The sequence below is a fragment of the Hyphomicrobium sp. genome (assembly GCF_009026145.1).
Classification (GTDB): Bacteria; Pseudomonadota; Alphaproteobacteria; order Rhizobiales; family Hyphomicrobiaceae; genus Hyphomicrobium_A.
This window is the reverse complement of the sequence record NZ_WBUE01000015.1, coordinates 65,875-91,737: the sequence shown is the minus strand read 5'-3', so window position 1 is coordinate 91,737 and position 25,863 is coordinate 65,875. Positions and strand designations below refer to the sequence as shown.

Here is a 25,863-nt window from a genome sequence, read left to right as displayed (position 1 = left end):
GCCGAGGAGGGCGCGGCGCTGGCCGCTCGCGCCCCCATCGACCTCAGGGTGAACACGCTGAAGGGGACACGGGAGAAGGTCGTCAAAGCGCTCGAGCGCTACGGCGCGGCGCCGACCCCGCTCGCCCCGACCGGCGTGCGCGTCCCCGCGCCGGAGGGCGCCCGAAAGGCCCTGCATCTGGAAGCCGAGGCGGCGCACGGCAAGGGCTGGTTCGAGGTGCAGGACGAGGGCTCGCAGCTCGCCGCGCTGCTGGCCGGTGCCGCTCCGCGCATGCAGGTCCTCGATTTGTGCGCCGGTGCCGGCGGCAAGACGCTCGCGCTCGCCGCGACCATGCAGAACACGGGCCAGATCTACGCCTACGACGCCGACAGGAAGCAGCTGCGCCCCATATTCGAACGCCTGAAGCGCGCCGGCGTGCGCAACGTGCAGGTGCTGGAAGCGGGGAACGAGGAAGCGCTCGCGGCGCTGGGGCCGCGCTTCGACCTGGTGCTGGTCGATGCCCCATGTACGGGCTCGGGCACCTGGCGCCGCAAGCCGGATGCCAAGTGGCGCGTAAGGCCCGCCAACATTCCCGAGCGCCAGGCCGAGCAGGCCCGCGTCCTCGACCTCGGCGCCAGCCTGACCAAGCCGGGCGGCGCGCTGGCCTACGTGACCTGCTCGGTGCTCCCGGAGGAGAACCGCGACCAGGTCGAAGCCTTTCTCGGTCGCCACGGGGAGTTCGCGGTCGAGCCGTTTACCACGGCCTGGGCCGAGCGCATCGGCGCAGTGCCGCCACGTTCCGCCGACGGCCGCGACGACACTCTGCAGCTCACGCCGGCGCGGCACGGCACTGACGGATTCTTCATCGCGCTAATGCGCCGACACCGTCCTTGATCGACGAGCGACGCTGCGGAGGCGGAAAAAGCGAAGTTGCCTCTTGCAAAGTCGCAATTGGCAAATAAGTTCGCCGACTATCGAGGCCAGAGGGGCCTGTAGTTTTGTTCGGCCGATCGCCGGCTGATGGGGGCAGAAGCGGCCCTGAGCCAGAGCGCGGCCCTTTGAGGACGAACGTCCATCATGGCGTCAGTTGCCAAGGCGAAGCGCCCCAGGCGCCCTACGCCGCGCTCGTGCCTCGGCCCCGTTGCGGACCTTGAGGCGCATCTTCCCGCCGAGTGGTGGCGCAAGCTTTTCAACGCTCTCTACGTCAAGACCGACGGCGATGTCGTCGAGAACGTGGAGAACACGCGTCGCGATGTCGACTTCATTCTCGCCGCCGCGCCGGTGCAGCCGCACAGCCAGATCCTCGACCTCTGTTGCGGGCAGGGGCGGCACTGCCTCGAGCTGGCGCGCCGCGGCTTCAAGAACGTCACCGGCGTCGACCGCTCGCGCTACCTCGTGCGCCTGGCCAAGAAGCGCGCGCAATCGGAGCGGCTGCAGGTCGTCTTCAAGGAAGGCGATGCGCGCAATCCGCGCCTGCCCGAGACCAGCTTCGATTGCGTTGCCATCATGGGCAACTCGTTCGGCTACTTCTCCAACAAGCAGGACGACGAGAAGGTGCTGACCGCGGTCGGCAAGATTTTGCGCCCGTCCGGTCAGCTCGTGCTCGACATCACCGACGGCGCCTACATGGCCGATCACTTCGAGCGCCGCTCCTGGGAGTGGATCGACGAGCACCATTTCGTGTGCCGCGAGCGCTCGCTCTCGGGTGATCGCGAACGGCTCATCTCGCGCGAGGTGATCGTCCACGACGAGCTGGGCGTCATTGCCGATCAGTTCTATGCGGAGCGCCTTTACACGCGCGAGAGCATTGCCAGGCTGCTCGAGAAGACCGGCTTTCGTAATGTGCGCCACCACGGCAATGCCGAGGCGCTGTCGGATCGCGACCAGGATCTGGGCATGATGGCGCGGCGCCTGCTGTTGTCGGCCGATGCGCCGGCGCTGCTGCGCAAGCCGCGCGGCAAGGTGCAGCAGATCGACGTGACCGTCGTCATGGGCGATCCGCGCCTTCCCGATACGGTGAAGCGTGGGGGCGCCTTCAACCCCGAGGACCACGACACCATCCGACGCCTGAAGGACGCCCTGTCGGAGCTGCCGGCCTACAAGTTCCGCTACCTCGACAACCACGCAACGCTCGACCGCGATCTTTCCGAGCTGCGCACCGACCTCGTGTTCAATCTGTGCGACGAGGGCTTCAACAACGACCCGTTCAAGGAGCTGCACGTTCCGGCGATGCTCGAGTCGCTCGAGCTGCCGTACACGGGAGCCGGACCGTCGGCGCTCGCCGCCTGCTACGACAAGGGGCTGGTGCGTGCCGTCGCCCTGACGCTCGATGTGCCGGTGCCGCTCGAGACGCACGTTCGGCCCGGCGATCAGGGTGCGACGCTGCCGTCGGTGTTCCCGGCGCTGCTGAAGCCAAACTACGGCGACAGCTCGCAGGGCATCACCAAAGACGCTGTCGTCCGCAACGAGAAGGCGCTGCTCGACTACCTCGAGCGCTTGCGGGTGGCCTTCCCCAAGCGGCCGATCCTGGTGCAGGAGTATCTGACTGGCGCCGAGTACTCGGTGACGCTGGTCGGCAACCCCGACCAGGGCCTGCGCGCGTTGCCGATTCTCGAGGTCGACTTCTCCAAGCTCGATCCGAAGTTGCCGAAGATCCTCGGCTATGAATCGAAGTGGGAGCCCGACAGCCCCTACTGGACGCAGGTATCCTATCACGAGGCCGAGCTGTCCGAGCTGCAGCAGCAGCAGCTGGTCGAGCACTCGGCGCGCCTGTTCGAGCGGCTCGGCTGCCGCGACTATGCGCGCTTCGATTTCCGTGCCGACGCCAAGGGCGAGATCAAGCTGCTCGAGGTCAACCCCAATCCCGGCTGGTGCTGGGACGGCAAGGTCAACCTCATGGCGGGCTTTGCCGGCATGCGGTACTCGGAGCTGCTCGGGCAGATTCTCGGAGCGGCGGTGGAACGCCTGTCGATCGTCGGCAAGAGCGCCGCCCCGCAGGTCGAGGCGGCACAGTGACGAGATACTCGGGGCTGTTGGTATTTCTCGCGCTTGTCGCCGGCGCGGCGTACTTCGGCATGACCTACCTGCCGGGACCCTTCTACGCCGCGCTGCAGAAGCCGGATTGGACTCCCCCTGACACCGTGTTTCCACCCGTGTGGGCGGTGCTCTACGTGATGATCGCCATCGCGGGCTGGATCGCCTGGCGCGCGCAGGGCTTTGGACCGCTATTGTGGCTGTGGCTTCTGCAGCTCTGCCTCAACGGCGCCTGGTCGTACCTGATGTTCGGCGAGAAGCAGATCACCTCGGCGCTCATCGACATGGGCGCGCTGTGGCTGGCGATCCTCGCCTTCATCGTCCTCGCCTGGCCGGTCCGCCGCTCCGCTGCGCTGCTGTTCGTGCCGTATTTTCTGTGGGTTTCTTTCTCGGCGGCGCTGAATTTCGAGCTCTGGCGCCTCAACGGCTGACCCACCCGCGCTGTGCGCCTCGACCCGGCGCTGCTAGAGTTCGCCAGCAGCTTAGGGGGGCGCCTATGATTCTGCACACAGGGAGCTCAGCGTCGACCGGCGCCACGATGAGCGTGTGCGCCGATTGCGGTGCGCCGGCGGGCAGCAATTTCTGCTCTTCCTGCGGTGCCGACCTGCGCGCAAGCTCGCTTGGATTTCTCGGTCAGGCGGCGGCCCCCGTTCGGCGCAGCTTCCCGGCCGTCTATCTCAAGATCCTGCGCGCCCCCGTACGCCAGACGACCGACTTTGCCGAGGACCCAAGCTATCGCGGGTACCTCTCGTTCGCGCTCACCGGCATCGCGCTCTACTGCCTGCTGTTCGTGCCGGTCGTGATGCGCGTCGTCGTCCCCATGAACGGCACGCCGGTCAGCGAGAGCATGCAGACGCTGATGAAGGTGCTGTCGCAGGTCGGCATCTACGTCGGCATGGCTATCACCTTCGCGCTTGCCTACGCGCTGTTCCGCTATTTTGCCGCCGTGAAGCGGCCATTCCATGCCTACTTCAAGCTCTACTGCCTGGCTTTGGGCTTCGTCGCTCCCGTCTATGGCGCTTACGAGTTCCTCGTGCGCGTCATGCTCGGCGGCATCGGCATGTCCTCCTTCGGGGGGCCGATGACGGAAGCCGATTGGCTCACACCGTCGGCGCTCGCCTCGGTCGCGCTGGCGCTGCTGCTATGGGCCTACTTCGTAGCTATTCACCGCCGCTTCTGGAGCATGCCGATTTGGAAGGCGACGGCGCTCTATCTCCTCGCCTCGATCGTATCGAACAAGGTCGGCTTCTGGCTCATGTGGTGGGTCGGGTTCTATACGGCGCGCGTGCTCACCGCCGCGGGCATCGTGACGATCTGACCGCGACTACCGGCATCAGGCGGCGACGGTCGCCAGATCGTCCTCCACCACCCACGGGCGCGAATGCCCGCCCGCGGCGCCGTGCTCGGCAAGAATGGCCTCGAACTCGGCGCGTGGGATGGAACGGAAGCCCATGGCATCGATGGTCGCCGTGAAGTCTTTGCCGTCGTTGAGCACGAAGCCCCACTTGGCGAGATGATAGTTGAGGCAAGCAAAGCCCATCTTCGAGGTGTTGCTCTCGCGGCTGAACTGCGATTCGGTGTAGAATACGCGCCCGACGGCGATGCCGTACCCGCCGCCCACGAGACGCCCGTCGACGCTCCAGACTTCGAACGAGTGGGCGAACCCGAGGTCGTGCAGGGCGGCGTAAAGGCGCATGATCTGCGGCGTGATCCAGGTGAGCTGCGGTCGGCCCTTGCGCGGCTCGGCGCAGGCTTTGATCACCTCGTCGAAGGCTTCATCGAAGGTCACGCGAAGTTGCGTCTTGCGCATCTCGCGACGCAGGCGCTTGCCGATGTGGTGCTCGCCGAGGAACAGCACCATGCGCTCGCTGCGCGTCCACCATTTCAGCGGTCCCACGTGGCACCAGGGAAAGAAGCCGCGCCGTGCCGCGGTGATGATGCGCTCGGGCGTGATATCGCGCGCGACGCCGGCGAAAGTGTCCGGGCGCGCATGCGCGGTCGCGCTGCTGGGCAGCGGCGTCCCGCCGCGGGCCATGTCGACCGCCGTGTGCCAGATCAGGAACGGTAGGTCGGCGATGCGCTTGGGATGGCAGGCATAGGCGGTGCCCATCAGCCAGCGCAAGAGCTTGGCTTTCGGGCTCTCGCGGAACAAGCGCCGGCGGCGCGCGGCCGGGCTCTCCTCGTCTTCCTCGGCGATGATCTCCAGGAACGATGCGGCGACGTTGGCCAACGGCTTTCCTCCCAACAGCGGCCGACGCATTGCCATGCGCGCCGGGCCCGGAAACTGCCCGCCAGGGGCTTACCAAACTCCAAACAAGTCGCGTGCCATCGCCGGCGACGCCGAGGATGGTTGCTCGGTAGGGTTAATGGGGGCGGGGATTCAGCTCATGCAATCGGCGGCGCGCTTGAGCAAGAGGGCGCGCTCGCGCTCGTTTTGCGTCATCGCCGCCGCGCGCTCGAACTCGGCCCGCGCCTCCTCGGCGCGTCCGAGCTTGGCGAGAAGGTCGCCGCGCACGCTCGGCAACAGGTGGTAGTCCTTGAGCAGCGGCTCGGCGGTCAGCGCGTCGACCACCCGCAGCCCGGCGTCGGGGCCGAACAGCATGGCGAGCGCCACGGCGCGGTTGAGTTCCACGATCGGCGACGGCATGACCTCGCCCAGCTCCCCATAGAGCCCGACGATGCGCGCCCAGTCCGTCTCCTCGGCGGTGCGCGCGCGGGCGTGGCAAGCGGCGATAGCGGCCTGCAGTGCATAGGGACCGGGGGCGGAGTGCAGCGCCTGCGAGCGCTCGAGCGCGGCGAGGCCGCGGCGGATCAAGAGCTGGTCCCAGCGGGCGCGGTTCTGATCGAGCAGCAGCACCGGCTCGCCGTCCGGGCCGCGGCGCGCGGCAAGGCGTGAGGCCTGCAGCTCCATGAGCGCGACGAGGCCGTGCACCTCCGCTTCCGCACGCGCCAGCTCGGCGAGGATGCGGCCCAAGCGCAGCGCCTCCTCGCACAGCTGCGGGCGCATCCAATCACCGCCCGCCGTGGCCGCGTAGCCTTCGTTGAAGATAAGGTAGATCACGGACAGCACCGAGGCGAGGCGCTCGCCCAGCTCGGGGCGGCGCGGCACCTCGAATGGAATGCGCTTTTCGGCCAGCGTGCGCTTGGCGCGCACGATGCGCTGGGCGATGGTCGGCTCCGGGACCAGGAAGGCGCGCGCGATCTCCTCGGTCTTGAGGCCGGCGACCAGCCGCAGCGTCAACGCCACCTGCGCCTCCTTGCCGAGCACCGGATGGCAGGCGGTGAACATGAGGCGCAACAGGTCGTCGCCGATGTCGTCGTCCAACGCAGCATCGAGGTCCGGCATCCGACCCTCGCCGTCCGAGGTTAGCTCGTGCTCCAGCTCGGTATGCTTGCGGTCGATGAGCTTGGCGCGCCGGAAGCGGTCGATGGCGCGCCGCTTGGCGGCGGCCATGAGCCAGGCGCCGGGCTTGTCGGGGATGCCGGACCGCGGCCATTGCTCGAGCGCGGATACGAGCGCGTCCTGCGCCAGCTCCTCGGCGAGACCCACGTCATGCACCATGCGGGCGAGACCGGCTATGAGCCTCGCCTGCTCGATCCTGAAGACCGCGTCGATGGCGGATTGTGTATCGGTAGCCGTCACGGCTACCGATACCAGCATCTGCAATCCCTCGGTGCAAGCTAGGGCGAGCTAACGCAACGAGATCTGCATGCCAGCCGGACGCGCGGCTTTCGGCTAGGCCGCCCCTATGGTCTTGCAGCATCGTAGGCGCGTTGAAGCTCGCCAATGTCGTACCTCCTCATCTGAAGGAGGGCCTTGGTCGGTCCTAGCGCTGTGGCATGCAGGGCTGGGAATTCGGATCGCAACCGGCGCCGTCGAACATCTGGCGCACTTCGGCCTCGCCCTCCCACTCGGGCCAGTGCTCCTTGTGGAGATTCATGAAGCGCTTTCCCCACTCCAGCGCCTCCTCTTTCGAGCTGACCTGGAACACCGCATAGCCGCCGATGACCTCCTTGGCCTCGCTGAATGGGCCATCGGTGATGGTCAGCTTGCCGTCTGCGAGGCGAAGGCGAAAGCCGGCCGCGGTCGGCAGCAAGCCGCCCATGTCCACCATCGCGCCGGCTTTAATGGCCTCCTCGCTGAGCCTGCTGATCGCCTCCATGAGCGCCTGCGGCGGAGGACCTTGGCGATAGTCTTCAGCGGATTTCACAATCGACATGAATCGCATGTCATTCTCCCGTCATTCGGTTGAAGAGGCGGAGCGGATCAAGCCCGCCCCGCTATCACGTCGAACGGCGCCTCTTAGAATCGACACGCCGTCCGAATTTCTTTCGTCACGACTTGAGCTGCTGATCGAGGCGGCGATGGTGCTCGATGGCTTCGCTCTCGCCGAAGTCCTCCATCTCGAACAGCTGGCGGATCTCGATCTCGCCGCCCTCGTTGTGCGGATTGGGGCCGCGCTTGATCCATTCGACGCATTCGGCCAGAGACTTGCACTGCAGGATCCAGTAGCCGGCCACCAGCTCCTTGGTCTCCGCGAACGGCCCGTCGACCACCGTCCGCTTGTTGCCGGAGAAGCGCACGCGGGCGCCCTTGGAGCTCGGCTGCAGGCCGTTGCCGTCGAGCATGACGCCGGCCTTGACCATCTCCTCGTTGAACTTCGCCATGGCACCGAGCAGCTCCTCGGAAGGCATCTTGCCGGCTTCGGAATCCTTCGTCGCCTTGACCATCACTATGAATCGCATCGTCGTTCTCCCTTGAGTTCGGTCTATGAGCCTGAGATGTCTGGCTCTGTTGTCACGTCGAACGGCAATCCACGAGATCGACACGGCGCGCGTATTCTTCTCGTGGTGCTTCGGGCTACTTGTGCGCGCCGCCGACGCCCATTTCGCGGAAGCGGTCCAGGCCCTCGGCAGGCTCGAAATCGTCGAGCTCGTACAGCTGGCGCACCTCGATCTCGGCTGGCTTGCCTTCGCCCATGGGGTTGGGGAAGCGCCGCGTCCACGCCAGGGCTTCTTCCCTCGACTTGACCTCGATGACCGTGTAGCCGGCGATGAGCTCCTTGGCCTCGGTGAAGGGCCCGTCGATCACGGTGCGCTTTTCGCCCGAGTATTGGATGCGCCAGCCCTTGGAGCTCGGCTGCAGCCCCGAGGCCTCCCGCAGGATGCCGGCCTTCTGCATCTCCTCGTGGTAGGTCGCCATGTCCGAAAAGAGCTTCTCGTATTCCTCTCCGGTGGGGAAAATGCCCGCTTCGGTGTCCTTCGTGGCCTTCACCATGATCATGAAACGCATGGTCTTTCTCCTTGGCATGGGAGCCGGGGCGATCCCCGCTCTGCAGACACGTCGAACGGGCCCGATTGGAATCGACATGGCGAAGCGAATTTTTTGGGGCGCGCAGTAAATCGCCTGCGAATCGCGGCACCTGTGCGCCTTGACGCTCCTACGGGCGGGTGATCTATGGGGCCGCTCAGGGCATTTACCTTGGAGCTTCCGTGACCAATCCTGTCACCGACACTGACACAGTCCTCATCATCGACTTCGGCAGTCAGGTGACGCAGCTCATCGCGCGCCGCGTGCGCGAGGCGGGCGTCTACTCGGAGATCGTGCCGTTCAGCGAGGCCGAGGCGGCCATGGCGCGCCTGAAGCCGAAGGCGTTGGTGCTGTCCGGCGGCCCCGCTTCGGTGACGGCCGAGGGCTCGCCGCGGGCGCCGCAGAGCGTCTTCTCGAGCGGCCTGCCGATCCTCTCGATTTGCTACGGCCAGCAGACGACCGCCGTGCAGCTCGGCGGCGTGGTGGAAGGTGGCCACCCGGCCGAGTTCGGCCGCGCCGAGGTGGAGATCAAAGAGCCGAGCGCCCTGTTCGACGGCATCTGGCAGGTCGGCAAGCGCTATCCGGTGTGGATGAGCCACGGCGACCGCGTCACGCGCCTGCCCGAAGGCTTCACCGTTAAGGCGACGAGCGAGAATGCGCCGTTCGCGGTGGCGACCGATGAGCAGCGGCGCATCTATACGACCATGTTCCACCCGGAGGTCGTGCACACGCCGGACGGTGCGAAGCTATTGTCGAACTTCGTGCACAAGATCGCCGGCCTCAAGAACGACTGGACGATGGCGCACTTCCGCACCGCCGAGGTGGCGAAGATCCGCGCGCAAGTCGGCAAGGCCCGCGTCATCTCTGGGCTGTCGGGCGGCGTCGACAGCGCCGTCGCCTCGGTGCTGATCCACGAGGCGATCGGCGACCAGCTCACCTGCATCTTCGTCGACCACGGCCTGTTGCGGCAGAACGAGGCCGAGGAGGTCGTGCGCCTGTTCCGCGGGCACTACAACATCCCGCTCGTGCATGTTAACGCGCGCGAGCGCTTTCTTGCCGCGCTTGCCGGCAAGACCGACCCCGAGCAAAAGCGCAAGACCATCGGCGCGCTGTTCATCGACGTGTTCGAGGAGGAGGCGAGGCGGCTCGGCGGCGCCGATTTCTTAGCGCAAGGGACGCTCTATCCCGACGTCATCGAGAGCGTGTCGTTCACCGGCGGTCCGTCGGTGACCATCAAGTCGCACCACAACGTCGGCGGCCTGCCCGAGCGCATGAACTTGAAGCTGGTCGAGCCGCTGCGCGAATTGTTCAAGGACGAGGTGCGGGCGCTCGGGCGCGAGCTGGGATTACCTGAGCATTTTGTCGGCCGGCATCCGTTCCCGGGCCCCGGGCTCGCCATCCGCATTCCCGGCGAGGTGACGGAGGAGAAGCTCAATATCCTGCGCCAGGCGGACGCCATTTACCTCGAGGAAATCCGCAAGGCGGGCCTCTACGATCAGATCTGGCAGGCGTTTGCGGTGCTGCTGCCCGTGCGCACCGTCGGCGTCATGGGGGATGCGCGTACCTACGACTACGTGTGCGCGCTGCGCGCCGTGACCTCGACCGACGGCATGACGGCCGACTATTACGACTTCCCGCACTCCTTCCTCGGCCCGACGGCGACGCGCATCATCAACGAGGTGCGCGGCATCAACCGCGTCGTGTACGACATCACCTCCAAGCCGCCAGGCACCATCGAGTGGGAGTGAGCATATAGCCGGATCACTCGCCAGTTACGGCTCTGCTCAGCGTGGCACGAGACGCACTATCGGTCAGGGTTGACCTCAGGTTCGTCGCTTCCCTCCAGTTTATCTCGCAGCGCCGTGATGACACGGTGGACGGTTTCCAGATCCTTGACCGCGAGCCCGTCCGCGAGGCTGTTGACCCAAGGGGCCTGCAGCTCCATGGCAGCCTCGAAAGTCCGTCTTCCCTTGTCGGTCAGGACAACGAGCTGCGCCCGCCGGTGATGCGGGTTGGCCTCGAACGCGACCAGCTCTTCCTTGTGCAGGTCGTTGATGATCCGCTGCACGTTTTGGCGATTGGCGCCCATGTCGCGCGCGAGCCACGCGACCGGCTGCGGGCGTTCGGCGGCGACGATGGCGCCGAGGATCTGCCAGCGCGCGCTCGTCAGCCCGAGCTGCGCCACCAGCCTATCGCCCGCGGTCAAGAGCAGGCTGTTGAGCCTGAATAGGTCGAGCATGAGGTTGCTCAGGGCATCGCCCGCCAGCGTTCGCTTGGTCTTGCGCATATGTCACCGTGGGACGGTATTGACATCATAATGTCAATCATATATGGCGTCATCATACCAAGTTGACATCACACACCCAATAGGGAACGCGTCATGTCGCTGTTAACATGCGCGACGGACTCAGGATGAAAGGCCGGCTCCGTCGCAACAAGCCTGCAAAAGCGTGACTGCCATGGAGTACGAACTACTGAAGTTCATCCACATCCTCGGCGCGATCCTCATGGGCGCCGGGCTCATCGGTGTGTGGATGGCCGACCTACGTTCGCGCCAGCTGAGCGAGTTGAAGCCCTTCGCTGAGGCCGTGCGCAATATCGCGGTCTTCTACGACGGGCTTGTCGTGCCGGGCGCCCTGCTGCTGCTCGTCTCCGGCACTTGGATGATCGTAGATTTCTATGGCGGGTGGGCGTTCTTGCAGATCCCGTGGCTGACCGGAATGGTCGGTTGGTTCGCCTTCGAGTTCATTGAAGGCAACACGATCACGCGTCTCTATTTCATGCGGCTGCGGCGCCTCACGCGGATCGCTCTTAAGTCCGGTCACGTTACCCCCGAGCTTCAGCGGGCGCGTGGGGAGCTAGTGCCATCGTTCACCCACTTCCTCGACCTGCCGATCTTGTTCCTTATCATCGCGCTCGGGACAATCCGGCCGACCACCTGGGCCATGTTCTTCGTTGGCTCGCTTGCGGCGATTGCGCTTGCCGCTCTGCTGACGATCGTTATTCCGCGGCTTTATCCCTGGGGTTCGGAGGCGTCGCCTGGGCCGTCTGCTTGAGCTTGCCATCAAAGGATATCGTGGCAGCAGTACGAGGTGCGTGGCATTAACCGCGTGGTCTACGACATCGCATCGACCCCCCGGGACACGGTTGAGTGGGCGTAGGGTCGGGTAACAAAGAGCGGCAGCCGCGCGAATGAGGCGCGAAGGGAAACGCCACGCGCGCGAGGGAGCCCATGAAATTCCTCATCGATTTTCTCATCAACGGGCCGGAGCGGCTGTCGGCTTATTTCGCCTGGCTGCCGCCCCTGTTCGCCCGCATCGTCGTCGGCTGGGTGTTCCTGTGGAGCGGCTGGGCGAAACTCAACGCGCTGCCCTTCGTCACCGATAACTTCAGGAATTGGGGCATCCCGTTCCCCGAAATCATGACGCCGTTCGTGTCGGGCGTCGAGTTCTTCGGCGGCCTCCTGTTGCTGCTGGGATTGTTCACGCGCATCGCCGCGGTGCCGCTGGTCATCGTCATGATCGTCGCCATCATCAGCGCCAAATGGGGTGAGGTCGACTCGCTGGCCACGCTCCTGGGCTTCGAGGAGGTTCTGTTCATGGCGCTGTTTGGCTGGCTCGCCGTGGCCGGGCCGGGTCCCGTCTCGCTCGACCGCTTGGCGCAGAATTGGCGCGCCCAGCAGCCCTAGCGCCTTGGCGACGACCGCCCAAATAGGGCGCATCAGGCAAAAATGCCCCCTGCGTGTCACACATTGCCGACCTGCCTCGTCATGTCTGCGGGAACCGACCTGACGAAGGAGAGATGCATGACCCCGCGACTGAACCCGTTTGCCGCCGCGCCCGCCCCGATGCAGGCCTGGCTGGATTTCGGCCAGGGCATCCTCAAGGCTGGTCTCGAGCCGAGTCTGATGGAGCTGGTGAAGATCCGCGCCTCGCAGATCAACGGCTGCGCTTTCTGCCTGCACATGCACACTGCCGAGGCGCGCAAGCAGGGCGAGACGGAAGAGCGCCTTTACCTGCTCGATGCCTGGCGCGAATCCCCGCTCTACAGCGAGCGCGAGTGCGCCGCGCTGGCCTGGACCGAAGCATTGACACTGGTCTCCGAGACGCGCGCACCCGATGATGCATATCAGGAGCTGAAGGCAGAGTTCACCGAGGAGGAGCAGGTGCTGCTGACCTTGCTGATCGTCGCCATCAACGGCTGGAACCGCATCCAAGTCGGCTTCCGCGGGGTGCACCCGGTCGCGAAGCGCCAGGCCGCGTGATGGCGGGGATGTCTAAGGAGGACGCCGCTGCCGCGTTCGATCCGCTGCGTCCGCGGTTGATCCGCATCGCCTACCGGATGCTGGGATCGGTCGCGGACGCGGAGGACGTGGTGCAGGAGTCGTTTCTGCGCTGGCTCGATGCCGATCGCGAGGCGGTGCGCGAGCCGGAGGCCTACCTGCGCCGCGTCGTGACGCGCCTCTGCCTCGACCAGCTGAAGTCCGCTCGGCATCGGCGCGAGACGTATGTCGGCACTTGGCTGCCGGAGCCGGTCGTCGAGGCGTCGGAGGACGCGATCGACGATGTCACGCTGCCGCTGATGCTGGCGCTCGAGCGCCTATCGCCGCTCGAACGCGCCGCCTTTCTCCTCCACGACGTGTTTGGTCTCGACTTCGAAGAGGTCGCCGAAACCATCGAGCGCGAGCCGGCGGCGTGCCGCCAGCTGGCGAGCCGTGCCCGCGGGCATGTCCGCTCGAGCCGGCCGCGCTTCGATATGCCGAAGGAGCGCGGTCTCGAGATCGCCGCGGCGTTCTTCGCGGCGTCCCGCACCGGCGATATGCGCACGCTGCAATCGCTGCTGGCGGCCGACGTCGTCGTGCATGCCGATGGCGGCGGCAAGAGGTCGGCCGTAACGGCGCCGGTCGTCGGCGTCGACGATGTCATGCAGCTGCAAGCGAGGCTGGCGCGCATCTTCGCCGAGCGGATGTCGCGGCTCGTGCGTTATGCGTTCATCAATGGCCTGCCCGGGTTCGTCACCGTCGAAGGCGACGAGGAGCTGCAGACGACGGCGCTGCACATCGAGGATGGCAAGATCGTCGGCATCTATGTCATGCGCAATCCCGACAAGCTGCGACACCTCGATGGCGGCACGGTGCACTGAGGGCATTGGTAGGCGATCACGGCGGTTCCGATGCGGCTTAGATGTTGCGGCCGAAGCAGAGCGTGCCCGGATAGGGGTGGTCGCCATAGGGCGGAACTGGCGCAAAGCCGAAGCCGGCGATAGAGCGCGATCGCCTCCTTGAGCTGCGGCAGGGTGTCGAGTTTGAGTTCGCGATAGCCGCGCTGCGCCGCTGTATCGATGATCGCCGCGACCAGCGCTTTTCCAAGTCCCATGCCGCGCGACACGGGATGCACGTAAGATGCTTCATCTCGCAGGCGCCGTCGCCCAACGGGCGCAAGGCCACGCAGCCGAGCGCAGCACGTTCACCACCCAGGCGGCTCCAATGACAACAGACGCGGCGGAACCTTGATGGTCAGAAAGAAGTTGATCATTCACACGTACAAAGGAGCCAACCGCACGAATGTCCTCGTGTCCGTTCAGCGTTATCGACCATCGCGGGATATCGCAATTCGAACTGCGCGCCCGACGTGCCGACGCTATCGGGCGCATTCTTGGGCTCTGTGCTAGCGCGGGGGCCTTTGTCGCGACGTGGATCTTCTTTACGTGCTTCATCATCTTTGTCGGCAATCTTCCGCGTCGTACCGACCCGTGGATCGCATCCGTCGATGGTGCCCCAACCCTATGGGAGGCACCGATTTGGTCATCCATGGTGGTTAACCTGCTTCTCATCGCACTCTTTGGTCTGCAGCACTCCGGCATGGCTCGGAGTGCTTGCAAGGCTTGGCTGCATCGGCACATCCCGCCGGCACTCGAGCGCACCATCTACGTCTACGCCGCGTGTGCCGCAGGCTTCTTGCTCGTGCTGCTGTGGCAGCCTATCCCGATCGTAGTGTGGAACATCGAGGGCGATGCTCTGCGAACGCTTGTGTGGGCGGGATTTGTTTCGGGATGGCTCATGCTGCTGGCGGCCGCCCTGTCGATCGATATCTTGGACCTGCTGGGGTTGAAGCAAAGCTGGACCTTCTATGCGAGGAGGCCTCCAGCGGCTCTGACCCTCAGGACAGGGGCGCTGTATCGTTGGCTCGAGCACCCAATGTACGTTGGCGTGCTACTTGGCATCTGGTGTGCACCACACATGACCGTCGGGCATCTGCTCCTCGCATCCGGACTTACGGCGTACATAGCCATTGGAATGGTCTTCGAGGAACGAGACTTGGAGCGGAAGTTCGGCGCCGCTTACGAGACATGGAAGCGCCCATCGCTGCTAAGCCCCTTGCCGGCGGCAGCACAGAGGTGGTGGTGGAGCAGGTCGAATGCGCGATTATGGCGATCGGGGCTGATTGAATGAGGCTCTCGTCGGCAGTGAATGCAGCACTCCAGTCACACTGAGTCTACTTCCCTACGCGCGCGGCCGTAGTTCTGCGCCTGCGGTGAACGAAGCCTCAAGGAAAAGGTCCCGAAGTGGGCACCTCGGGACCAGTTCGTAACAGCACCAGCGCTACTTCTAGCCTCACCAATCTCAGAAGCAGATGAGCGGAGGATCTGCGGACCCTTGATAACGGTGAGCAACAGCACAAAGGCGCACATGCAGTCTATTGTTTTCAATGCCCCGGGTCTTGACGAAGATCAAGCGAGGCGGCTGGCATGACTGCGATGCCCGTCCAAAGTCAGGGGCCGAGGTAACCGGATTTGTTGCCCCCGCAATCGACGATTCCGCTACAGCAGCGCCGGGCCCTCTTCAACTTCTAACGCCTGTCGCGACTGCGGCTGCTCTCGCTCGTGCTTGATCTAGATACTGCTTTCCCCGTCGCAGATGACGCACTATCCGCTTGACTTTGGATAATCAGCACTCACCGGCAGCTGACATCCTCCCGCAAACAGAAATAATAAGCGTTGGGGAAACGCCATGGCCGCCGAACGCCACGAGTCCGTCTCGCGCAGACGCTTCCTTGGGTTGGCGGGTGCCGGAATCGGTAGTGTTATCGGGGCCCGCGCCGTGATGGCGGAATACCGCTATCTGGCGCCGGTTTCCGTCGAGAACCCGCTGGCTGCCTACCCCAATCGCGACTGGGAGCGCATCTACCGCGACATCTACCGCACCGATCAGCGCTTCACCTTCCTGTGCTGTCCCAACGATACGCACAACTGCCTTCTCAATGCGCAGGTGAAGAACAACGTCGTCGTGCGCATCGAGCCGACGTACGGCTATTCGAAGGCCCAGGACATTTACGGCAACAAGGCCTCGGCGCGCTGGGATCCGCGCTGCTGCCAAAAAGGCCTCGTTCTCGCGCGCCGCTTCTACGGCGACCGGCGCGTCAATGGCGCCTTTCTGCGCAAGGGTTTCAAGGATTGGGTGGACCAGGGCTTCCCGCGCGATCCAGCAACGGGCGCTGCCCCGCGCGAGCTTATGCGCCGCGGCTGGGATAGCTGGGTCAAGGTCAGTCACGAGGAGGCAGCAGCTTATCACGCCAAGACGCTGCTCAACATCGCGCAGACCTACTCCGGCGATGAAGGTAAGAAGCGTCTGCTGGTGCAGGGCTACGACCCCGACATGGTCGAGGCCGTCGGTGGTGCCGGAACCCGCGTCATGAAGTTCCGCGGCGGCATGGCCAAGCAGGGCGCAATTCGCATCTTTGGTGCCTTCCGCATGGGCAACACCATGGCGCTCCTCGACCAGTTCGTCCGCAAGGTTGCAGACGATGATGCCAAGGGGTCGGGCTGCTGGGATTCCTACTCCTTCCACACCGATCTTCCTCCCGGGCATCCCATGGTCACGGGCGAGCAGACCAACGACTTCGAGCTGTTCGATACCGAGAACGCCAATGTCATCGTCGCCTGGGGCATGAACTGGATCACGACCAAGATGCCCGACTCACACTGGCTGACAGAGGCGCGGCTCAAAGGGGCCAAGACAGTCGCGGTGACGGTTGAGTACTCGGCAACGGCTTCGAAGTGCGACGACGTGATTGTCATCCGCCCCGGCACCGACCCCGCTTTTGCGCTCGGTGTTGCTCAGGTGATGATGGCTGAGAAGCTCTACAACGCCGACTTCGTCAAGCGTTACACCGATATGCCGACGCTCGTACGCATGGACACGCTCGAGCGTCTCAAGGCGAGCGACGTGTTCCCGGGCTACGAGAATAAGGAGCTCACAAACTTCGTCAGCTACGTCGCGAAGGATCAGAAGGCGCCGCCGACAACCAAGCAAAACGGCATGCAGATCCCCGAGGCGCTTTCCTCGGAGTTCGGCGACTTCGTCATGTGGGATAGCGCGAAGAAGGGTCCCGTTGCGGTTTCTCGCGATGCGGTCGGCGAGCGTTTCGCGGCAACTGTCGGGTTCGATCCGGCGCTAGAGGGAACGTTCGAGATCACTCTGGCCGATGGGAAAAAGGTTGAGGCGCGCACCGTCTTCGATCTCACGAAGGAGTATCTCGACGCCAACATGACACCGGCCCAATCGAGCAAAATCTGCTGGGCGCCCAAGGAGGCGATTGTCTCTCTCGCCCGCACGATTGCCGCAAGCGAGGGGCGAACGCTCATCGCCTGCGGCATGGGGCCAAACCAGTTCTGGAACAACGACAACAAGGATCGCGCGCTCTTCCTTGTTTTGGCGCTTGCCGGATCGCTCGGCCGCCATGGCGGCAACATTGGCTCCTACGCCGGCAACTACAAGGCCACGTTGTTCTCAGGCATCGGCAAGTGGACGGTGGAGGATCCTTTCCATCCGCAGCTCGACCCCAAGGGCGAGATCAAGCCGCGCTACACAACGCGCTACGAGTCGATGCACTACTGGGCGAACGGCGAGCGCCTGGTGAAGGCTGGTGACAAGAAGATCACAACCGGCGCTCACGTGCCGACCCCGACCAAGTCGATCTGGCAGGTCAACTCCAACTCCTCGCTTGGCAACCAGAAGGGTCACTACGACGTCGTCAACAACACGCTGCCGAAATGCGAACTCGTCGTTTACAACGAATGGTGGTGGACGGCGTCCTGCGAGTATTCCGACATCGTCTATGGCGTCGATTCCTGGATGGAGTTCAAGTACCAGGACATGACGGCGTCGAATACGAACCCGTTCGTGCAGATTTTCCCTCGCACCCCCGCCAAGCGCGCTTTCAACTCCATCTCAGACAACGAGACTTATCTCGCGGTTGCGCGCGCATTGGCGAAGCTGACGGGTGACAAGCGCTTCGAGGAAATGTGGCACTTCATCGCCGAGAAGCGCGCCGATGTTTACTTGCAGCGCATCATCGACGCCTCGACGCCGCTCAAGGGCTACCGCATCGGCGATCTTGAGGATCTCGCCAAGCGCGGGGTTCCAGCGCTCATGAACACACGCACCTATCCGCGCATCAATTCATGGGAGCAGGTGCAGGAATCGAAGCCCTGGTACACGAAGACCGGACGCTTAGAGTTCTACCGGCCCGAGGTCGAGTTCGTTGAGGCAGGCGAGAACCTCGTCGTTCATCGCGAGCCGTCGGAGGCGACCTTCTACGACCCGTGCTCGATCCTCGCCGCACCCCATCCCGCGATCCGGCCGAAGCGGCCTGCCGATTGGAAGATCGGGGCCGATGACAAGGGCCACATCACGCGCCAGATGCGCAACACGACCTACAGCTCCGATCAGCTCTTGGCCTCCAAGCACCCGCTGAGGGACAAGGGCTTCGACCACGTCTTCCATACGCCAAAATACCGGCACGGTGCCCATACCATGCCGATCGACACGGACTTCATGGCGGCGCTGTTCGGTCCCTTCGGCGACATGTACCGGCGCGACAAGCGCATGCCGGGCACGGGTGAGATGTACGTTGACATCAATCCTGTTGACGCCAAGCAGCTCGGGATCAACGACGGCGATTATATTTGGATCGACGGCGACCCCGCGGATCTTCCGTTCCGCGGCTGGGACGACCCCGCCCGCAAGGAGGAGTACAAGGTCGCCCGCCTCATCGCGCGTGCCCGCTATTATCCCGGCACGCCGAAAGGCATCACGCGCATGTGGTTCAACGGTTACATGGCGACGCCGGGAACCGTGAAGGCGCACGAGGCACGTCCCGACAAACTCGCGAAGAACGCGGAGACCCATTACCAGGCGCTCTTCCGCTATGGCGGCCACCAGTCCCTGACCCGCACGTGGCTGAAGCCCACCCACCAGACGGCGTCGCTCATCACCCGCAAGCTGTTTACGCACGAAGTCGGCAAGGGATTCAGTGCCGACGTCCACTGCGTAACCGGCGCGCCGCGCGAGTCGCTCGCCAAGTTCACCAAGGCGGAGGACGGCGGTCTCGACAGCAAGGGCCTGTGGCGCCCCGTGGCGCTGGGCTTCCGCCCTCTGGCCGAGAACGAGGCCTTCAAACGCTACCTCGCGGCCGGCCTCAAGCGCGGCTGATCATCAAGCTCCTCGCAACGGGAGAAACAAATGCCCGGAGTCTACAATTGGCAGATCGGTCGCGAGATGGAGTACCCATACGAGCCGGCCAGGCCTGCCAAGCAGTTCGCGATGGTGATGGACTTGAACAAGTGCATCGCCTGCCAGACCTGCACGGTTGCCTGCAAGACGAATTGGACGCCCGGCCGCGGCCAGGAATACATGTTCTGGAACAACGTCGAGAGCAAGCCTTACGGCTTCTACCCGCTTGGCTGGGACGTGAAGATCCTGGGGCTGCACGGCGTGCAGGAGATGACGGGTTCCGTCTATGACGGCAAGACGCTGTTTGAGTCCGCACCCGACGGCGAGCGTGTGCTCGGCTATCTCCCCGAGGATCTCGATTACGCCCACCCCAACATCGGCGAGGACGACTCTCTCGGCAACATGCCGCAGGGGCAGTACATCACCATCCCACACATGCAGTGGATGTATTACCTGCCGCGCATCTGCAATCACTGCACCTATCCGGCGTGCCTGGGCTCGTGTCCGCGGCAGTCGATCTACAAGCGGCCTGAGGACGGCATCGTGCTACTCGATCAGGCGCGTTGCCGGGGCTATCGGGAGTGCGTCAGAGGCTGCCCTTACAAGAAGACGTTCTTCAACCCGGTGACCCGGGTCTCGGAAAAGTGCATCGGCTGCTATCCGGCGGTCGAGAACGGCTATCAGACGCAGTGCACGGTCTCCTGCATCGGCAAGATCCGCCTCCAGGGGTTCATCACCACGCCCGACAAGGCGCGCGAGGACAACCCGCTCGATTATCTCGTCCACATCGCCAAGATCGCCAAGCCGCTTTACCCGCAGTTTGGGCTCGAGCCCAATGTCTACTACATCCCGCCCGTGCACGTGCCGCTCGCATTCCTCTCGCAGATGTTCGGCCACGGCGTCCCTGAGGCGATAACCACCTATCGGCATGCCAAGGAGGACGAGAAGCTCTTGGGCGCACTTCTGCTCTTCGGATCGACGCCGCGCATCATCCATCGCTTCAAAGTAGAAGCGGGAACGGCGGTCGGTTTCGACGAGCAGGGCGACGAGGTGAGCCGCGTCCCACTCAAGGAGCCGATCCACGTCCGCGTGGCACACGATGCACGCTACGACGTCTACCGCTCGAACATCACCTGACGCCGCGGAGGAAGCCCATGACGTTGAACCGCTTGGCCATGCTCGCCACCGTCACGGGCACGCTCGTGGCCGTCGCGGCGGTCGCGCCCGTGGCCGCGCAGGAAACCGTCCTTGACGCGATCGCCATCAGCGGAAGCATCGGGCCACTCACCGATCCCGATGCGGCCTATTGGAAGGACGCACCTGCGGTCAATGTCGCCATGCAGCCGCAGATGATCGCCAATCCACAGAATCAGGATCCAGCCGTCAAAGAACTCACGATACGCGCCGTCCACAACGGCCAGTGGTTCGCCTTTCTCATCGAATGGGCGGACCCGACAAAGAACGACCGTCTTGTTGTCGATCGATTCGGCGACCAGGTAGCGGTCGAGATTCCCGCCTCCTACAAGCCGGGCGATATGCCCAATCCCATGATGGGCGGACCCGGCGAGCGCATGCACATCATGCAGTGGCGGGCGGCCTTTCAGAACGACATCGCCACGAAGGGTGAGCCGAAGATCGGCGATCTCTACCCCTACATCCACGTCGACGTCTATCCCGACGAGGTGCTGCGCGCGACCGACGCGAGTGCCTACAGGGGCGCCGTCGGCGTCGACAACCCCATCTCGCGGCCGAGGCGCAGCGCCGTCCTCGATCAGATGGCGGAGGGCTTTGGCACCCTCACGGTCGAGCCCGAGCAGCAGTCGGACGGGCGCGGCGTATGGGCCGACGGGCGCTGGCGGGTTGTCATCACGCACCCGCTGGCGGCGGGCGATCCCAACGATCCCATGCTCGCACCGGGCGATGAGACGCTGGCCGCGTTCGCCGTCTGGGAGGGCGGTGCCCGAGAGGTTGGCTCTCGCAAGGCATGGTCGGACTGGGTGAAGCTCAAACTCGACGCACGGAACCAGTGATGGGGCCCATCGGCGCCTCCAGTATGATCAACAGGCTGCCGCGATCATGCTTGGCGGCGCCGGGCCGCCGTGACCAGCTGCTTGCGCGCGCGGGTCTCTACCACCTGATCGCTCAGGGGATCACCTATCCCGATGCTGGGCACGCCATTCACATACAGAGTGCCACCCGTGATCTTCTGGAGGCTGCCGCTCAAGGTGCACTGCCACGACCAATTGAGCCGGCACTAAGGGAAGTGCTCAGAGCCTGGCGGACCGCAGAGCTGGCGGCGTTGCGCGCCGAGTATTCGCGGCTCTTTTTGGGATCGGGCCTCGTGCCTCTGCGCGAGGGCGGCTATGGTGATGCGATGAGGTTTGCCGGGCAGCCTGCCGATATCGCCGACCTCAACGGCTTTTATCTCGCCTTCGGCTTCGAGCTATCTGGGAGCCCGCCTGACCATCTTGGGACAGAGGCTGAATTCGTAAGTCTTCTGCATCTCAAGGCCCAGTGGGCGCTGGTGCGCGGTCGGCCGCGGGAGGTAAGGCTCGCCGAGCATGCCTTGGGTCGTTTCTTGGAAGCTCACCTCGGCCGCTGGACCACGGCGCTTCAAGGCGCGCTTCAGGATGCACGCGCGATGGCACCCTATGCGACGTTGGCCGCGGTTTTGCGCACAGCGGTGGAGACCGATTGTTTCCGGCTTCGCGTCAAACCCATCGCTCTCGGGCGGGACAACCACTTCGCTTCAATCGCAGACGAGGCGTTGGTCTGCCCCTTCGCGAACGGCGATCACCAGGACCCTTGAGGTCTCCGTCAATGAGCGGCTCATGAAGAAGCGCGATTCCCTGAAGCTTGCTGTGGTTCGGTATGAAGCGGGCGGCAGCCACGCCATGGATGCGCGACTTACGGCGCTCGCTCACCATCTCAGGCGTGCCGACTACAGCCTCGCGGGCGCGGTGCAATCGAATCCGCCCATCGCCGGCCGCAGCCGGTGTGACATGATCCTCGAAGATCTGGCTTCCGGCGCCGTCATGCGCGTCTCCGAGGATCGCGGTGCCCTGGCCCAGGGATGTCGACTCGATACCGCTGCCCTCGAGGAGTTCGCCGGCTACGTGCTCGACTCACTCGGGCCCCACACGGATATCGCCATCGTTAACAGGTTCGGCAAGCGGGAAGCCGAGGGGCGCGGCTTGCGGTCAGTGATTGAGGCCGCGGTCCTCGAGGGAATACCGGTGTTGGTCGGCGTCAGCGCATTTCATTGGCCAGCTTGGCAAGCGTTTGCTGGCAACTGTGCAGCTCTCATTCCCGCGGACGAAGCGGCAATCCTGAATTGGTGCGAGGCCCAGGCCTCGTTGCGGAAGTCCGAACTGAGGCCCGAGCAGCCATGAGGCCGGTTAGCCGCAAGGTGGAGGTCTTTCTCGAAGTCGCGACCACCCGCGAAGAGATTATCCAAGCCCTGCGGCGAGAGGCATGTCCAGGCTGCGAAATTACCATCCGCGATGTGGCCGACCCGAAGAACAAAGCCCGGGCGGCGCACCTCGGCATCGACAAGCTGCCAGCGATCGTCTTGAACGGAAAACCTCTGGCCTATTGCAGAAAGCCATGTCCTGCAGGAAAGGCAGTAAGGGAGGCTGCGACTGAGATGCATCCACGGCAGAAACGATAGCGCCTAAACTGCACGAGCCCCACGAGAGTCCCGAATGCATGCCCAAACTAACAGCACAGGGTTCTGCGACCAGTGCGCCGTCCGCGATCGAGCGCTCTGCAGCACATTGCCGAGTTCGTTGGCGACAGCGGTCACGCGCATTGCGCGAAGTCGGTCATTCCCCGCTGGCCAGGTACTCCAAAACCAGAACACTTGCTTGAGTTGGTTCGCGACGGTGAAGTCAGGCGTCATTAAGCTCGTCAAAATCCAGCAAGACGGGCGCCAGCAGATCGTTGGGCTCCGATTTCCGGCCGACTTCTTCGGTCGTCCCTATGCGGCGAGCCCTGCTCTTGTCGCTCAGGCCGTCACCAATCTGGAGCTGTGCTGCTATTCAAGACGCGCATTTGAGCAGCTGATACAACGGCATCCGCCCCTCACCCGAGTGCTCCTTTGCCGTGCGTTCGACGATCTCGACGAAGCGCGCCAATGGTCGCTGCTCCTGAGCAAGAAGTCCCCGCGAGAAAGGGTGGCAAGCCTCCTGTCATCGATCGCCCGACGTCTCGCACAATCGCCGGACTATGAGCGGGCTTTACTGCAATTCGATCTGCCATTGTCTCGCACTGAAATTGCCGATGTGCTCGGGCTGACAGTCGAGACTGTGAGCAGGCAGATCCGCTGCCTGAGGTCGGAGCAATTGATCGACCTAAAGGGTAGGCGCACCGTGTTTGTCCCATGTCTCGCCGCGCTCAACCGCGTGGCAGACGGCGACGAGCAATAGCAGGCCACTGCCCAACGATCCCCTCCTGCGGAGTCCCGCCTGTGGCAGCGAACCGGCTTTTGTCCGTTGACTGCGCCAGGAGGTCTTTGACCTCGGAGCCTGGGAGCGGCCGGCTGAAGGAGTAGCCTTGGACCTGATCGCAGCCCCTCTCCTTGAGCATCGCCAGCTGCACGGAAGTCTCCACCCCTTCGATCACGCTTCCCAACTCGAGCCGGCGCGGAGCAAGGCTCGAGAGCCGCACGGCTGCGGATACGCTGTAGAAACTGGACCCGCTGACCGCATTGTCGACAGTTGACGGTCACGCCGATTGGCTCGGGCCAACCCGCCGCATCCCGGCACGCCTGCCGCAACGCCCACGTGCCGATGGGCAAATGAACCGCGTCTCCCCGGCGAGCGGAATGAAATTGCCGGGCGCGACCTTCCCCAATTGCGGGTGCTTCCAGCGCAAGAGCGCGCGCACGAAGTCACGTTCCCCGTCTCAGCATCAACGATCGGCTGATAGTGGAGTTCAAGCTGCTCCTCCGCTAGCGCAGCCTTGAGATCCCCCTCAAGTCTTCGCCGCGTGCGCTGCGCATAGCCGCGACCAGCTTCGAAGAACGCATATGTGCCCCGGCCGCGAGACTTCGCCTCATACAGCGCGAGATCGGCCATTTTGAGCAAGTCATCAGCAGTTACCGCAGAGCCGATAAAAAGTTTGCCGTCCTGCTCTGCTTCTGCCGCATGCTCATTGAGCCCGCACAAAAAGGCTTATAGGAACGAGCGCCGACCATCAGCCATTGCGATACCCCGCTAAACTGACGGAGGTCAGCTATTAGTAATAACCTCCGCTGCATGTAGCTAATCGATTTTGATTTCGTCGCTTGACCGAAATCAAGTAGTGCACCCATTTTGCTGGACGATAGTCTCTAGTATTGAGAACTGTCCCGGGCCGAAAAGCACTGCATCGGGTGCTCGCTTGGGGGGAGCGGTCGGTTCCTGCGTCTCATTAGTGGGGTGCAGGAACCGATCCTAAAGCCAAACCCCACCCCGTGCTCGGCGAACCGAGGATTGCGGCAAAGCCCCCCAGTGCCGCAGGTGATTCCTCAACTTTTCTTACAGATTTTCGATCCCCGCTGATCGGCTGGTCACGAGGCAGCGTTGTCTTGCCATTGCGCTTCCAGCACGACGGAAATTCTTTTAGGGCTCAGCGCTTGGTGCCCGGGCTCAAGCTTTTCGATATCAAGTGTGCGTGGTTCAACGAGGAGGAGCACTGCGAGTTCTTCCCGCGCACGCTCATCGTGCGCTGATGATCAGTTGAGCTGTGCGTGCGCGCAAACGTTTCGCCCTTGGCAGGTGGTAAAGAGCAGACAGAAGCGGTTGAATTCTGCAGTTGGTTCGCTTTTACCACTTGCCGCCTAAGCTAATGAATCGGTTGATCCACGCAATCCTGCCGGGATCGCCCAATGATCATCGAAGCAATTGATATGGGATCCTGGACATCGCGATATTTGCGGATCGTGCTGCACGTCGATTTGTCCGGGTGTCGAGACCGGAACTGCCGTCGAGCAAACATGATCTGAAGTCTGCTTGTGACCGATGCTGACCCGTCGCTCATGCCTGCTTCATGGCTGAGCGATTTGCGCCCCGCACATCGTGCAGAAGCGGGCGAGAGGGCGCAGCTCGCGGCCGCAACTGGCGCAAAACTGCTTGGGCGCTGCCGAAGCTTTCGCGGTTCCTGGTGAGCCCGAGGGTGTCCGCTGATCCTGGCGTGGCGCCGCACTCGCGGTGGCCGCTCCGTCGCCAGTAGAGTTACCGACAATTCGCCAAAGCGTACCGGGAGTCAGCTCGCGCAGCTTTAGAGTGGCCGAAGTCGTCTCAGAGCCCATCCACAATCCAACGAGCAAGCCGGCATCCGTGCGCAACAGCAGGAAGCGGTCGAGCACTGGCTCGGTCGCATGACGGTTGATGATCTGCAGCGAGGATCCAGTTCGAACGCGGACGAGATTGCGGCAGAGACCAACGCCGGCGGGCGTGAGCGTGCTGTCCTCGCGCAGGATCCCCTGACCTGCCAGGATTTCCATGCCATCCTTAACTTGTGCATCGATATCGCCCGCTTCGAGCAGCGAGCTGGTCAGCAGGGACAGCAAGGTCACGGCTTGCAGCGTGGTGGGGGCTGCGCGCGCGTGTCCGATTGCGTCGACGAGCTCGTTGGTCGGCACTGGCGCCGTCAGGAACTCGAGAAGCAGCCCCGGCCTACCCAATCGCTCCAGAGCCTCGCACTTCGCGGCTTGGTCGGCGAGGGCGGCGAGTGCAGTAAGGGCGGCGACGCTCAGGTCGAAGCTTATGGGGCTGTCGGTCGATGGGCCCGTGCTGGCGCCGGTGAGTTCATCGAGCAGCGCGAGCAATTGTCCTGTGCCCGTCAGCAGGGCGATGTCCCACTCCTCCTCTTGCGGGCGCGCGATCATCGCAAATTGGCCCGGGGATGCGCCGCCGACGAAACGCGCGGCCATTGTGACGGGGCTCGGCGGCGTCACGGTCTCAAGCGATACGATGGTTTGCGGGTGTGCAAGGATACGGAAGACGGCATTTGCCTCCGCTGACAACGCTCCACTTGCACCATC

General features: G+C 63.9%; 26 protein-coding genes. 17 read left to right on the top strand and 9 right to left on the bottom strand.

The features are described 5' to 3' along the window. The 4 genes from F9K20_RS12845 to F9K20_RS12830 all read left to right on the top strand — a co-directional run. Positions 1-873: RsmB/NOP family class I SAM-dependent RNA methyltransferase (locus F9K20_RS12845; RefSeq protein WP_291002232.1), on the top strand; the 873-nt coding region annotated here is incomplete at its 5' end. Positions 874-1,056: 183 nt separating this feature from the next. After that, a complete protein-coding gene (locus tag F9K20_RS12840; RefSeq protein WP_291002230.1) occupies positions 1,057-2,994 on the top strand; it encodes a methyltransferase domain-containing protein in 1,938 nt (645 codons plus the stop codon). Beyond that, positions 2,991-3,443, top strand: coding sequence for a TspO/MBR family protein (locus tag F9K20_RS12835; protein WP_291002228.1), 453 nt, complete (start codon positions 2,991-2,993; stop codon positions 3,441-3,443). Before F9K20_RS12840 ends, F9K20_RS12835 begins: the two co-directional genes overlap by 4 nt. 65 nt (positions 3,444-3,508) lie before the next feature. Further along, entirely contained in the window at positions 3,509-4,330 is an 822-nt protein-coding gene (locus F9K20_RS12830) for a zinc ribbon domain-containing protein (protein ID WP_291002227.1), read from the top strand. A 15-nt stretch (positions 4,331-4,345) separates the two neighbouring features. On the opposite strand, the gene F9K20_RS12825 is transcribed toward F9K20_RS12830, so the two are convergent. The 5 genes from F9K20_RS12825 to F9K20_RS12805 form a co-directional block, all read right to left on the bottom strand. Beyond that, a complete protein-coding gene (locus F9K20_RS12825) occupies positions 4,346-5,272 on the bottom strand; it encodes a leucyl/phenylalanyl-tRNA--protein transferase (protein WP_291002224.1) in 927 nt (308 codons plus the stop codon). A 120-nt stretch (positions 5,273-5,392) separates the two neighbouring features. Further along, a complete protein-coding gene (locus F9K20_RS12820; protein WP_291002221.1) occupies positions 5,393-6,673 on the bottom strand; it encodes an RNA polymerase sigma factor in 1,281 nt (426 codons plus the stop codon). A 166-nt stretch (positions 6,674-6,839) separates the two neighbouring features. Beyond that, positions 6,840-7,232 carry a YciI family protein gene (locus F9K20_RS12815; RefSeq protein ID WP_291002241.1) on the bottom strand — a complete coding sequence of 131 codons (393 nt, stop codon included), beginning with the start codon at positions 7,230-7,232 and terminating at the stop codon, positions 6,840-6,842. A gap of 115 nt (positions 7,233-7,347) precedes the next feature. Further along, positions 7,348-7,758, bottom strand: a complete 411-nt coding sequence (locus tag F9K20_RS12810; protein ID WP_291002218.1) for a YciI family protein — start codon at positions 7,756-7,758, stop codon at positions 7,348-7,350. Positions 7,759-7,873: 115 nt separating this feature from the next. Beyond that, a complete protein-coding gene (locus F9K20_RS12805; protein WP_291002215.1) occupies positions 7,874-8,305 on the bottom strand; it encodes a YciI family protein in 432 nt (143 codons plus the stop codon). A 200-nt stretch (positions 8,306-8,505) separates the two neighbouring features. Between F9K20_RS12805 and guaA the strand changes: the two genes are divergently transcribed. After that, complete coding sequence (gene guaA, locus F9K20_RS12800) at positions 8,506-10,071, top strand: glutamine-hydrolyzing GMP synthase (protein WP_291002213.1); 1,566 nt, start codon at positions 8,506-8,508, stop codon at positions 10,069-10,071. A gap of 56 nt (positions 10,072-10,127) precedes the next feature. On the opposite strand, the gene F9K20_RS12795 is transcribed toward guaA, so the two are convergent. Beyond that, entirely contained in the window at positions 10,128-10,610 is a 483-nt protein-coding gene (locus F9K20_RS12795; RefSeq protein WP_291002210.1) for a MarR family winged helix-turn-helix transcriptional regulator, read from the bottom strand. A gap of 172 nt (positions 10,611-10,782) precedes the next feature. Between F9K20_RS12795 and F9K20_RS12790 the strand changes: the two genes are divergently transcribed. The 5 genes from F9K20_RS12790 to F9K20_RS12775 all read left to right on the top strand — a co-directional run bounded on the left by F9K20_RS12790 (position 10,783) and on the right by F9K20_RS12775 (position 13,465). Next, on the top strand, positions 10,783-11,379 hold the full coding sequence (locus F9K20_RS12790) for a DUF2269 domain-containing protein (RefSeq protein WP_291002209.1): 597 nt from the start codon (positions 10,783-10,785) through the stop codon (positions 11,377-11,379). 36 nt (positions 11,380-11,415) lie between these two features. Continuing rightward, on the top strand, positions 11,416-11,484 hold the full coding sequence (locus F9K20_RS21330; protein ID WP_367115801.1) for a hypothetical protein: 69 nt from the start codon (positions 11,416-11,418) through the stop codon (positions 11,482-11,484). Between the two features lie 71 nt (positions 11,485-11,555). After that, the gene (locus F9K20_RS12785) at positions 11,556-12,011 is read left to right on the top strand and encodes a DoxX family protein (protein WP_291002207.1); all 456 of its coding nucleotides are present in this window, start codon (positions 11,556-11,558) and stop codon (positions 12,009-12,011) included. 117 nt (positions 12,012-12,128) lie between these two features. Beyond that, positions 12,129-12,587 (top strand): carboxymuconolactone decarboxylase family protein, encoded by a 459-nt coding sequence (locus F9K20_RS12780; protein ID WP_291002205.1) that lies wholly within the window; start codon positions 12,129-12,131, stop codon positions 12,585-12,587. After that, positions 12,587-13,465, top strand: a complete 879-nt coding sequence (locus tag F9K20_RS12775; RefSeq protein ID WP_291002202.1) for a sigma-70 family RNA polymerase sigma factor — start codon at positions 12,587-12,589, stop codon at positions 13,463-13,465. Before F9K20_RS12780 ends, F9K20_RS12775 begins: the two co-directional genes overlap by 1 nt. On the opposite strand, the gene F9K20_RS21325 is transcribed toward F9K20_RS12775, so the two are convergent. After that, positions 13,408-13,698 carry a GNAT family N-acetyltransferase gene (locus tag F9K20_RS21325; RefSeq protein ID WP_367115893.1) on the bottom strand — a complete coding sequence of 97 codons (291 nt, stop codon included), beginning with the start codon at positions 13,696-13,698 and terminating at the stop codon, positions 13,408-13,410. The two genes, F9K20_RS12775 and F9K20_RS21325, sit on opposite strands and share 58 nt — an antisense overlap. Positions 13,699-14,183: 485 nt before the next feature. Between F9K20_RS21325 and F9K20_RS12770 the strand changes: the two genes are divergently transcribed. From F9K20_RS12770 to F9K20_RS12740, 7 genes are all read left to right on the top strand, one after another. Then, positions 14,184-14,774 carry an isoprenylcysteine carboxylmethyltransferase family protein gene (locus tag F9K20_RS12770; protein WP_367115890.1) on the top strand — a complete coding sequence of 197 codons (591 nt, stop codon included), beginning with the start codon at positions 14,184-14,186 and terminating at the stop codon, positions 14,772-14,774. Positions 14,775-15,332: 558 nt separating this feature from the next. Continuing rightward, positions 15,333-18,815, top strand: a complete 3,483-nt coding sequence (locus tag F9K20_RS12765) for a molybdopterin-dependent oxidoreductase (RefSeq protein ID WP_291002193.1) — start codon at positions 15,333-15,335, stop codon at positions 18,813-18,815. Between the two features lie 30 nt (positions 18,816-18,845). Continuing rightward, positions 18,846-19,973, top strand: a complete 1,128-nt coding sequence (locus F9K20_RS12760) for a 4Fe-4S dicluster domain-containing protein (RefSeq protein WP_291002191.1) — start codon at positions 18,846-18,848, stop codon at positions 19,971-19,973. Positions 19,974-19,990: 17 nt separating this feature from the next. Continuing rightward, the gene (locus F9K20_RS12755; protein WP_291002188.1) at positions 19,991-20,866 is read left to right on the top strand and encodes an ethylbenzene dehydrogenase-related protein; all 876 of its coding nucleotides are present in this window, start codon (positions 19,991-19,993) and stop codon (positions 20,864-20,866) included. A 23-nt stretch (positions 20,867-20,889) separates the two neighbouring features. After that, a complete protein-coding gene (locus tag F9K20_RS12750) occupies positions 20,890-21,645 on the top strand; it encodes a molecular chaperone TorD family protein (protein WP_291002185.1) in 756 nt (251 codons plus the stop codon). 22 nt (positions 21,646-21,667) lie between these two features. Next, positions 21,668-22,228, top strand: coding sequence for a DUF2478 domain-containing protein (locus F9K20_RS12745; RefSeq protein WP_291002183.1), 561 nt, complete (start codon positions 21,668-21,670; stop codon positions 22,226-22,228). Between the two features lie 312 nt (positions 22,229-22,540). Next, positions 22,541-23,263: a Crp/Fnr family transcriptional regulator gene (locus F9K20_RS12740; protein WP_291002180.1), complete on the top strand. Its 723-nt coding sequence runs from the start codon at positions 22,541-22,543 to the stop codon at positions 23,261-23,263. On the opposite strand, the gene F9K20_RS21320 is transcribed toward F9K20_RS12740, so the two are convergent. Together F9K20_RS21320 and F9K20_RS12735 are read right to left on the bottom strand one after the other, a co-directional pair. Next, positions 23,232-23,504, bottom strand: a complete 273-nt coding sequence (locus F9K20_RS21320) for an EAL domain-containing protein (protein ID WP_367115891.1) — start codon at positions 23,502-23,504, stop codon at positions 23,232-23,234. The genes F9K20_RS12740 and F9K20_RS21320 overlap by 32 nt on opposite strands. A 1,360-nt stretch (positions 23,505-24,864) precedes the next feature. Then, positions 24,865-25,752, bottom strand: a complete 888-nt coding sequence (locus F9K20_RS12735) for a zinc ribbon domain-containing protein (RefSeq protein ID WP_291002178.1) — start codon at positions 25,750-25,752, stop codon at positions 24,865-24,867. Between the last annotated feature and the right edge of the window lie 111 nt (positions 25,753-25,863).

Excerpts from the sequence above, each read along its gene's own strand:
- F9K20_RS12770 (WP_367115890.1), top strand. The coding sequence starts at position 14,184 with ATGGCTCGGAGTGCTTGCAAGGCTTGGCTGCATCGGCACATCCCGCCG.
- F9K20_RS12775 (WP_291002202.1), top strand. The coding sequence starts at position 12,587 with ATGGCGGGGATGTCTAAGGAGGACGCCGCTGCCGCGTTCGATCCGCTG.
- F9K20_RS12760 (WP_291002191.1), top strand. The coding sequence starts at position 18,846 with ATGCCCGGAGTCTACAATTGGCAGATCGGTCGCGAGATGGAGTACCCA.
- F9K20_RS12785 (WP_291002207.1), top strand. The coding sequence starts at position 11,556 with ATGAAATTCCTCATCGATTTTCTCATCAACGGGCCGGAGCGGCTGTCG.
- F9K20_RS12790 (WP_291002209.1), top strand. The coding sequence starts at position 10,783 with ATGGAGTACGAACTACTGAAGTTCATCCACATCCTCGGCGCGATCCTC.
- F9K20_RS12750 (WP_291002185.1), top strand. The coding sequence starts at position 20,890 with ATGATCAACAGGCTGCCGCGATCATGCTTGGCGGCGCCGGGCCGCCGT.
- F9K20_RS12815 (WP_291002241.1), bottom strand. The coding sequence starts at position 7,232 with ATGTCGATTGTGAAATCCGCTGAAGACTATCGCCAAGGTCCTCCGCCG.
- F9K20_RS12820 (WP_291002221.1), bottom strand. The coding sequence starts at position 6,673 with ATGCTGGTATCGGTAGCCGTGACGGCTACCGATACACAATCCGCCATC.
- F9K20_RS12780 (WP_291002205.1), top strand. The coding sequence starts at position 12,129 with ATGACCCCGCGACTGAACCCGTTTGCCGCCGCGCCCGCCCCGATGCAG.
- F9K20_RS12745 (WP_291002183.1), top strand. The coding sequence starts at position 21,668 with ATGAAGAAGCGCGATTCCCTGAAGCTTGCTGTGGTTCGGTATGAAGCG.
- F9K20_RS12765 (WP_291002193.1), top strand. The coding sequence starts at position 15,333 with ATGGCCGCCGAACGCCACGAGTCCGTCTCGCGCAGACGCTTCCTTGGG.
- F9K20_RS12755 (WP_291002188.1), top strand. The coding sequence starts at position 19,991 with ATGACGTTGAACCGCTTGGCCATGCTCGCCACCGTCACGGGCACGCTC.
- F9K20_RS12795 (WP_291002210.1), bottom strand. The coding sequence starts at position 10,610 with ATGCGCAAGACCAAGCGAACGCTGGCGGGCGATGCCCTGAGCAACCTC.
- F9K20_RS21325 (WP_367115893.1), bottom strand. The coding sequence starts at position 13,698 with ATGGGACTTGGAAAAGCGCTGGTCGCGGCGATCATCGATACAGCGGCG.
- F9K20_RS12825 (WP_291002224.1), bottom strand. The coding sequence starts at position 5,272 with ATGCGTCGGCCGCTGTTGGGAGGAAAGCCGTTGGCCAACGTCGCCGCA.
- F9K20_RS12830 (WP_291002227.1), top strand. The coding sequence starts at position 3,509 with ATGATTCTGCACACAGGGAGCTCAGCGTCGACCGGCGCCACGATGAGC.
- F9K20_RS12805 (WP_291002215.1), bottom strand. The coding sequence starts at position 8,305 with ATGCGTTTCATGATCATGGTGAAGGCCACGAAGGACACCGAAGCGGGC.
- F9K20_RS12735 (WP_291002178.1), bottom strand. The coding sequence starts at position 25,752 with ATGGCCGCGCGTTTCGTCGGCGGCGCATCCCCGGGCCAATTTGCGATG.
- F9K20_RS12840 (WP_291002230.1), top strand. The coding sequence starts at position 1,057 with ATGGCGTCAGTTGCCAAGGCGAAGCGCCCCAGGCGCCCTACGCCGCGC.
- F9K20_RS12810 (WP_291002218.1), bottom strand. The coding sequence starts at position 7,758 with ATGCGATTCATAGTGATGGTCAAGGCGACGAAGGATTCCGAAGCCGGC.
- F9K20_RS12740 (WP_291002180.1), top strand. The coding sequence starts at position 22,541 with ATGCATGCCCAAACTAACAGCACAGGGTTCTGCGACCAGTGCGCCGTC.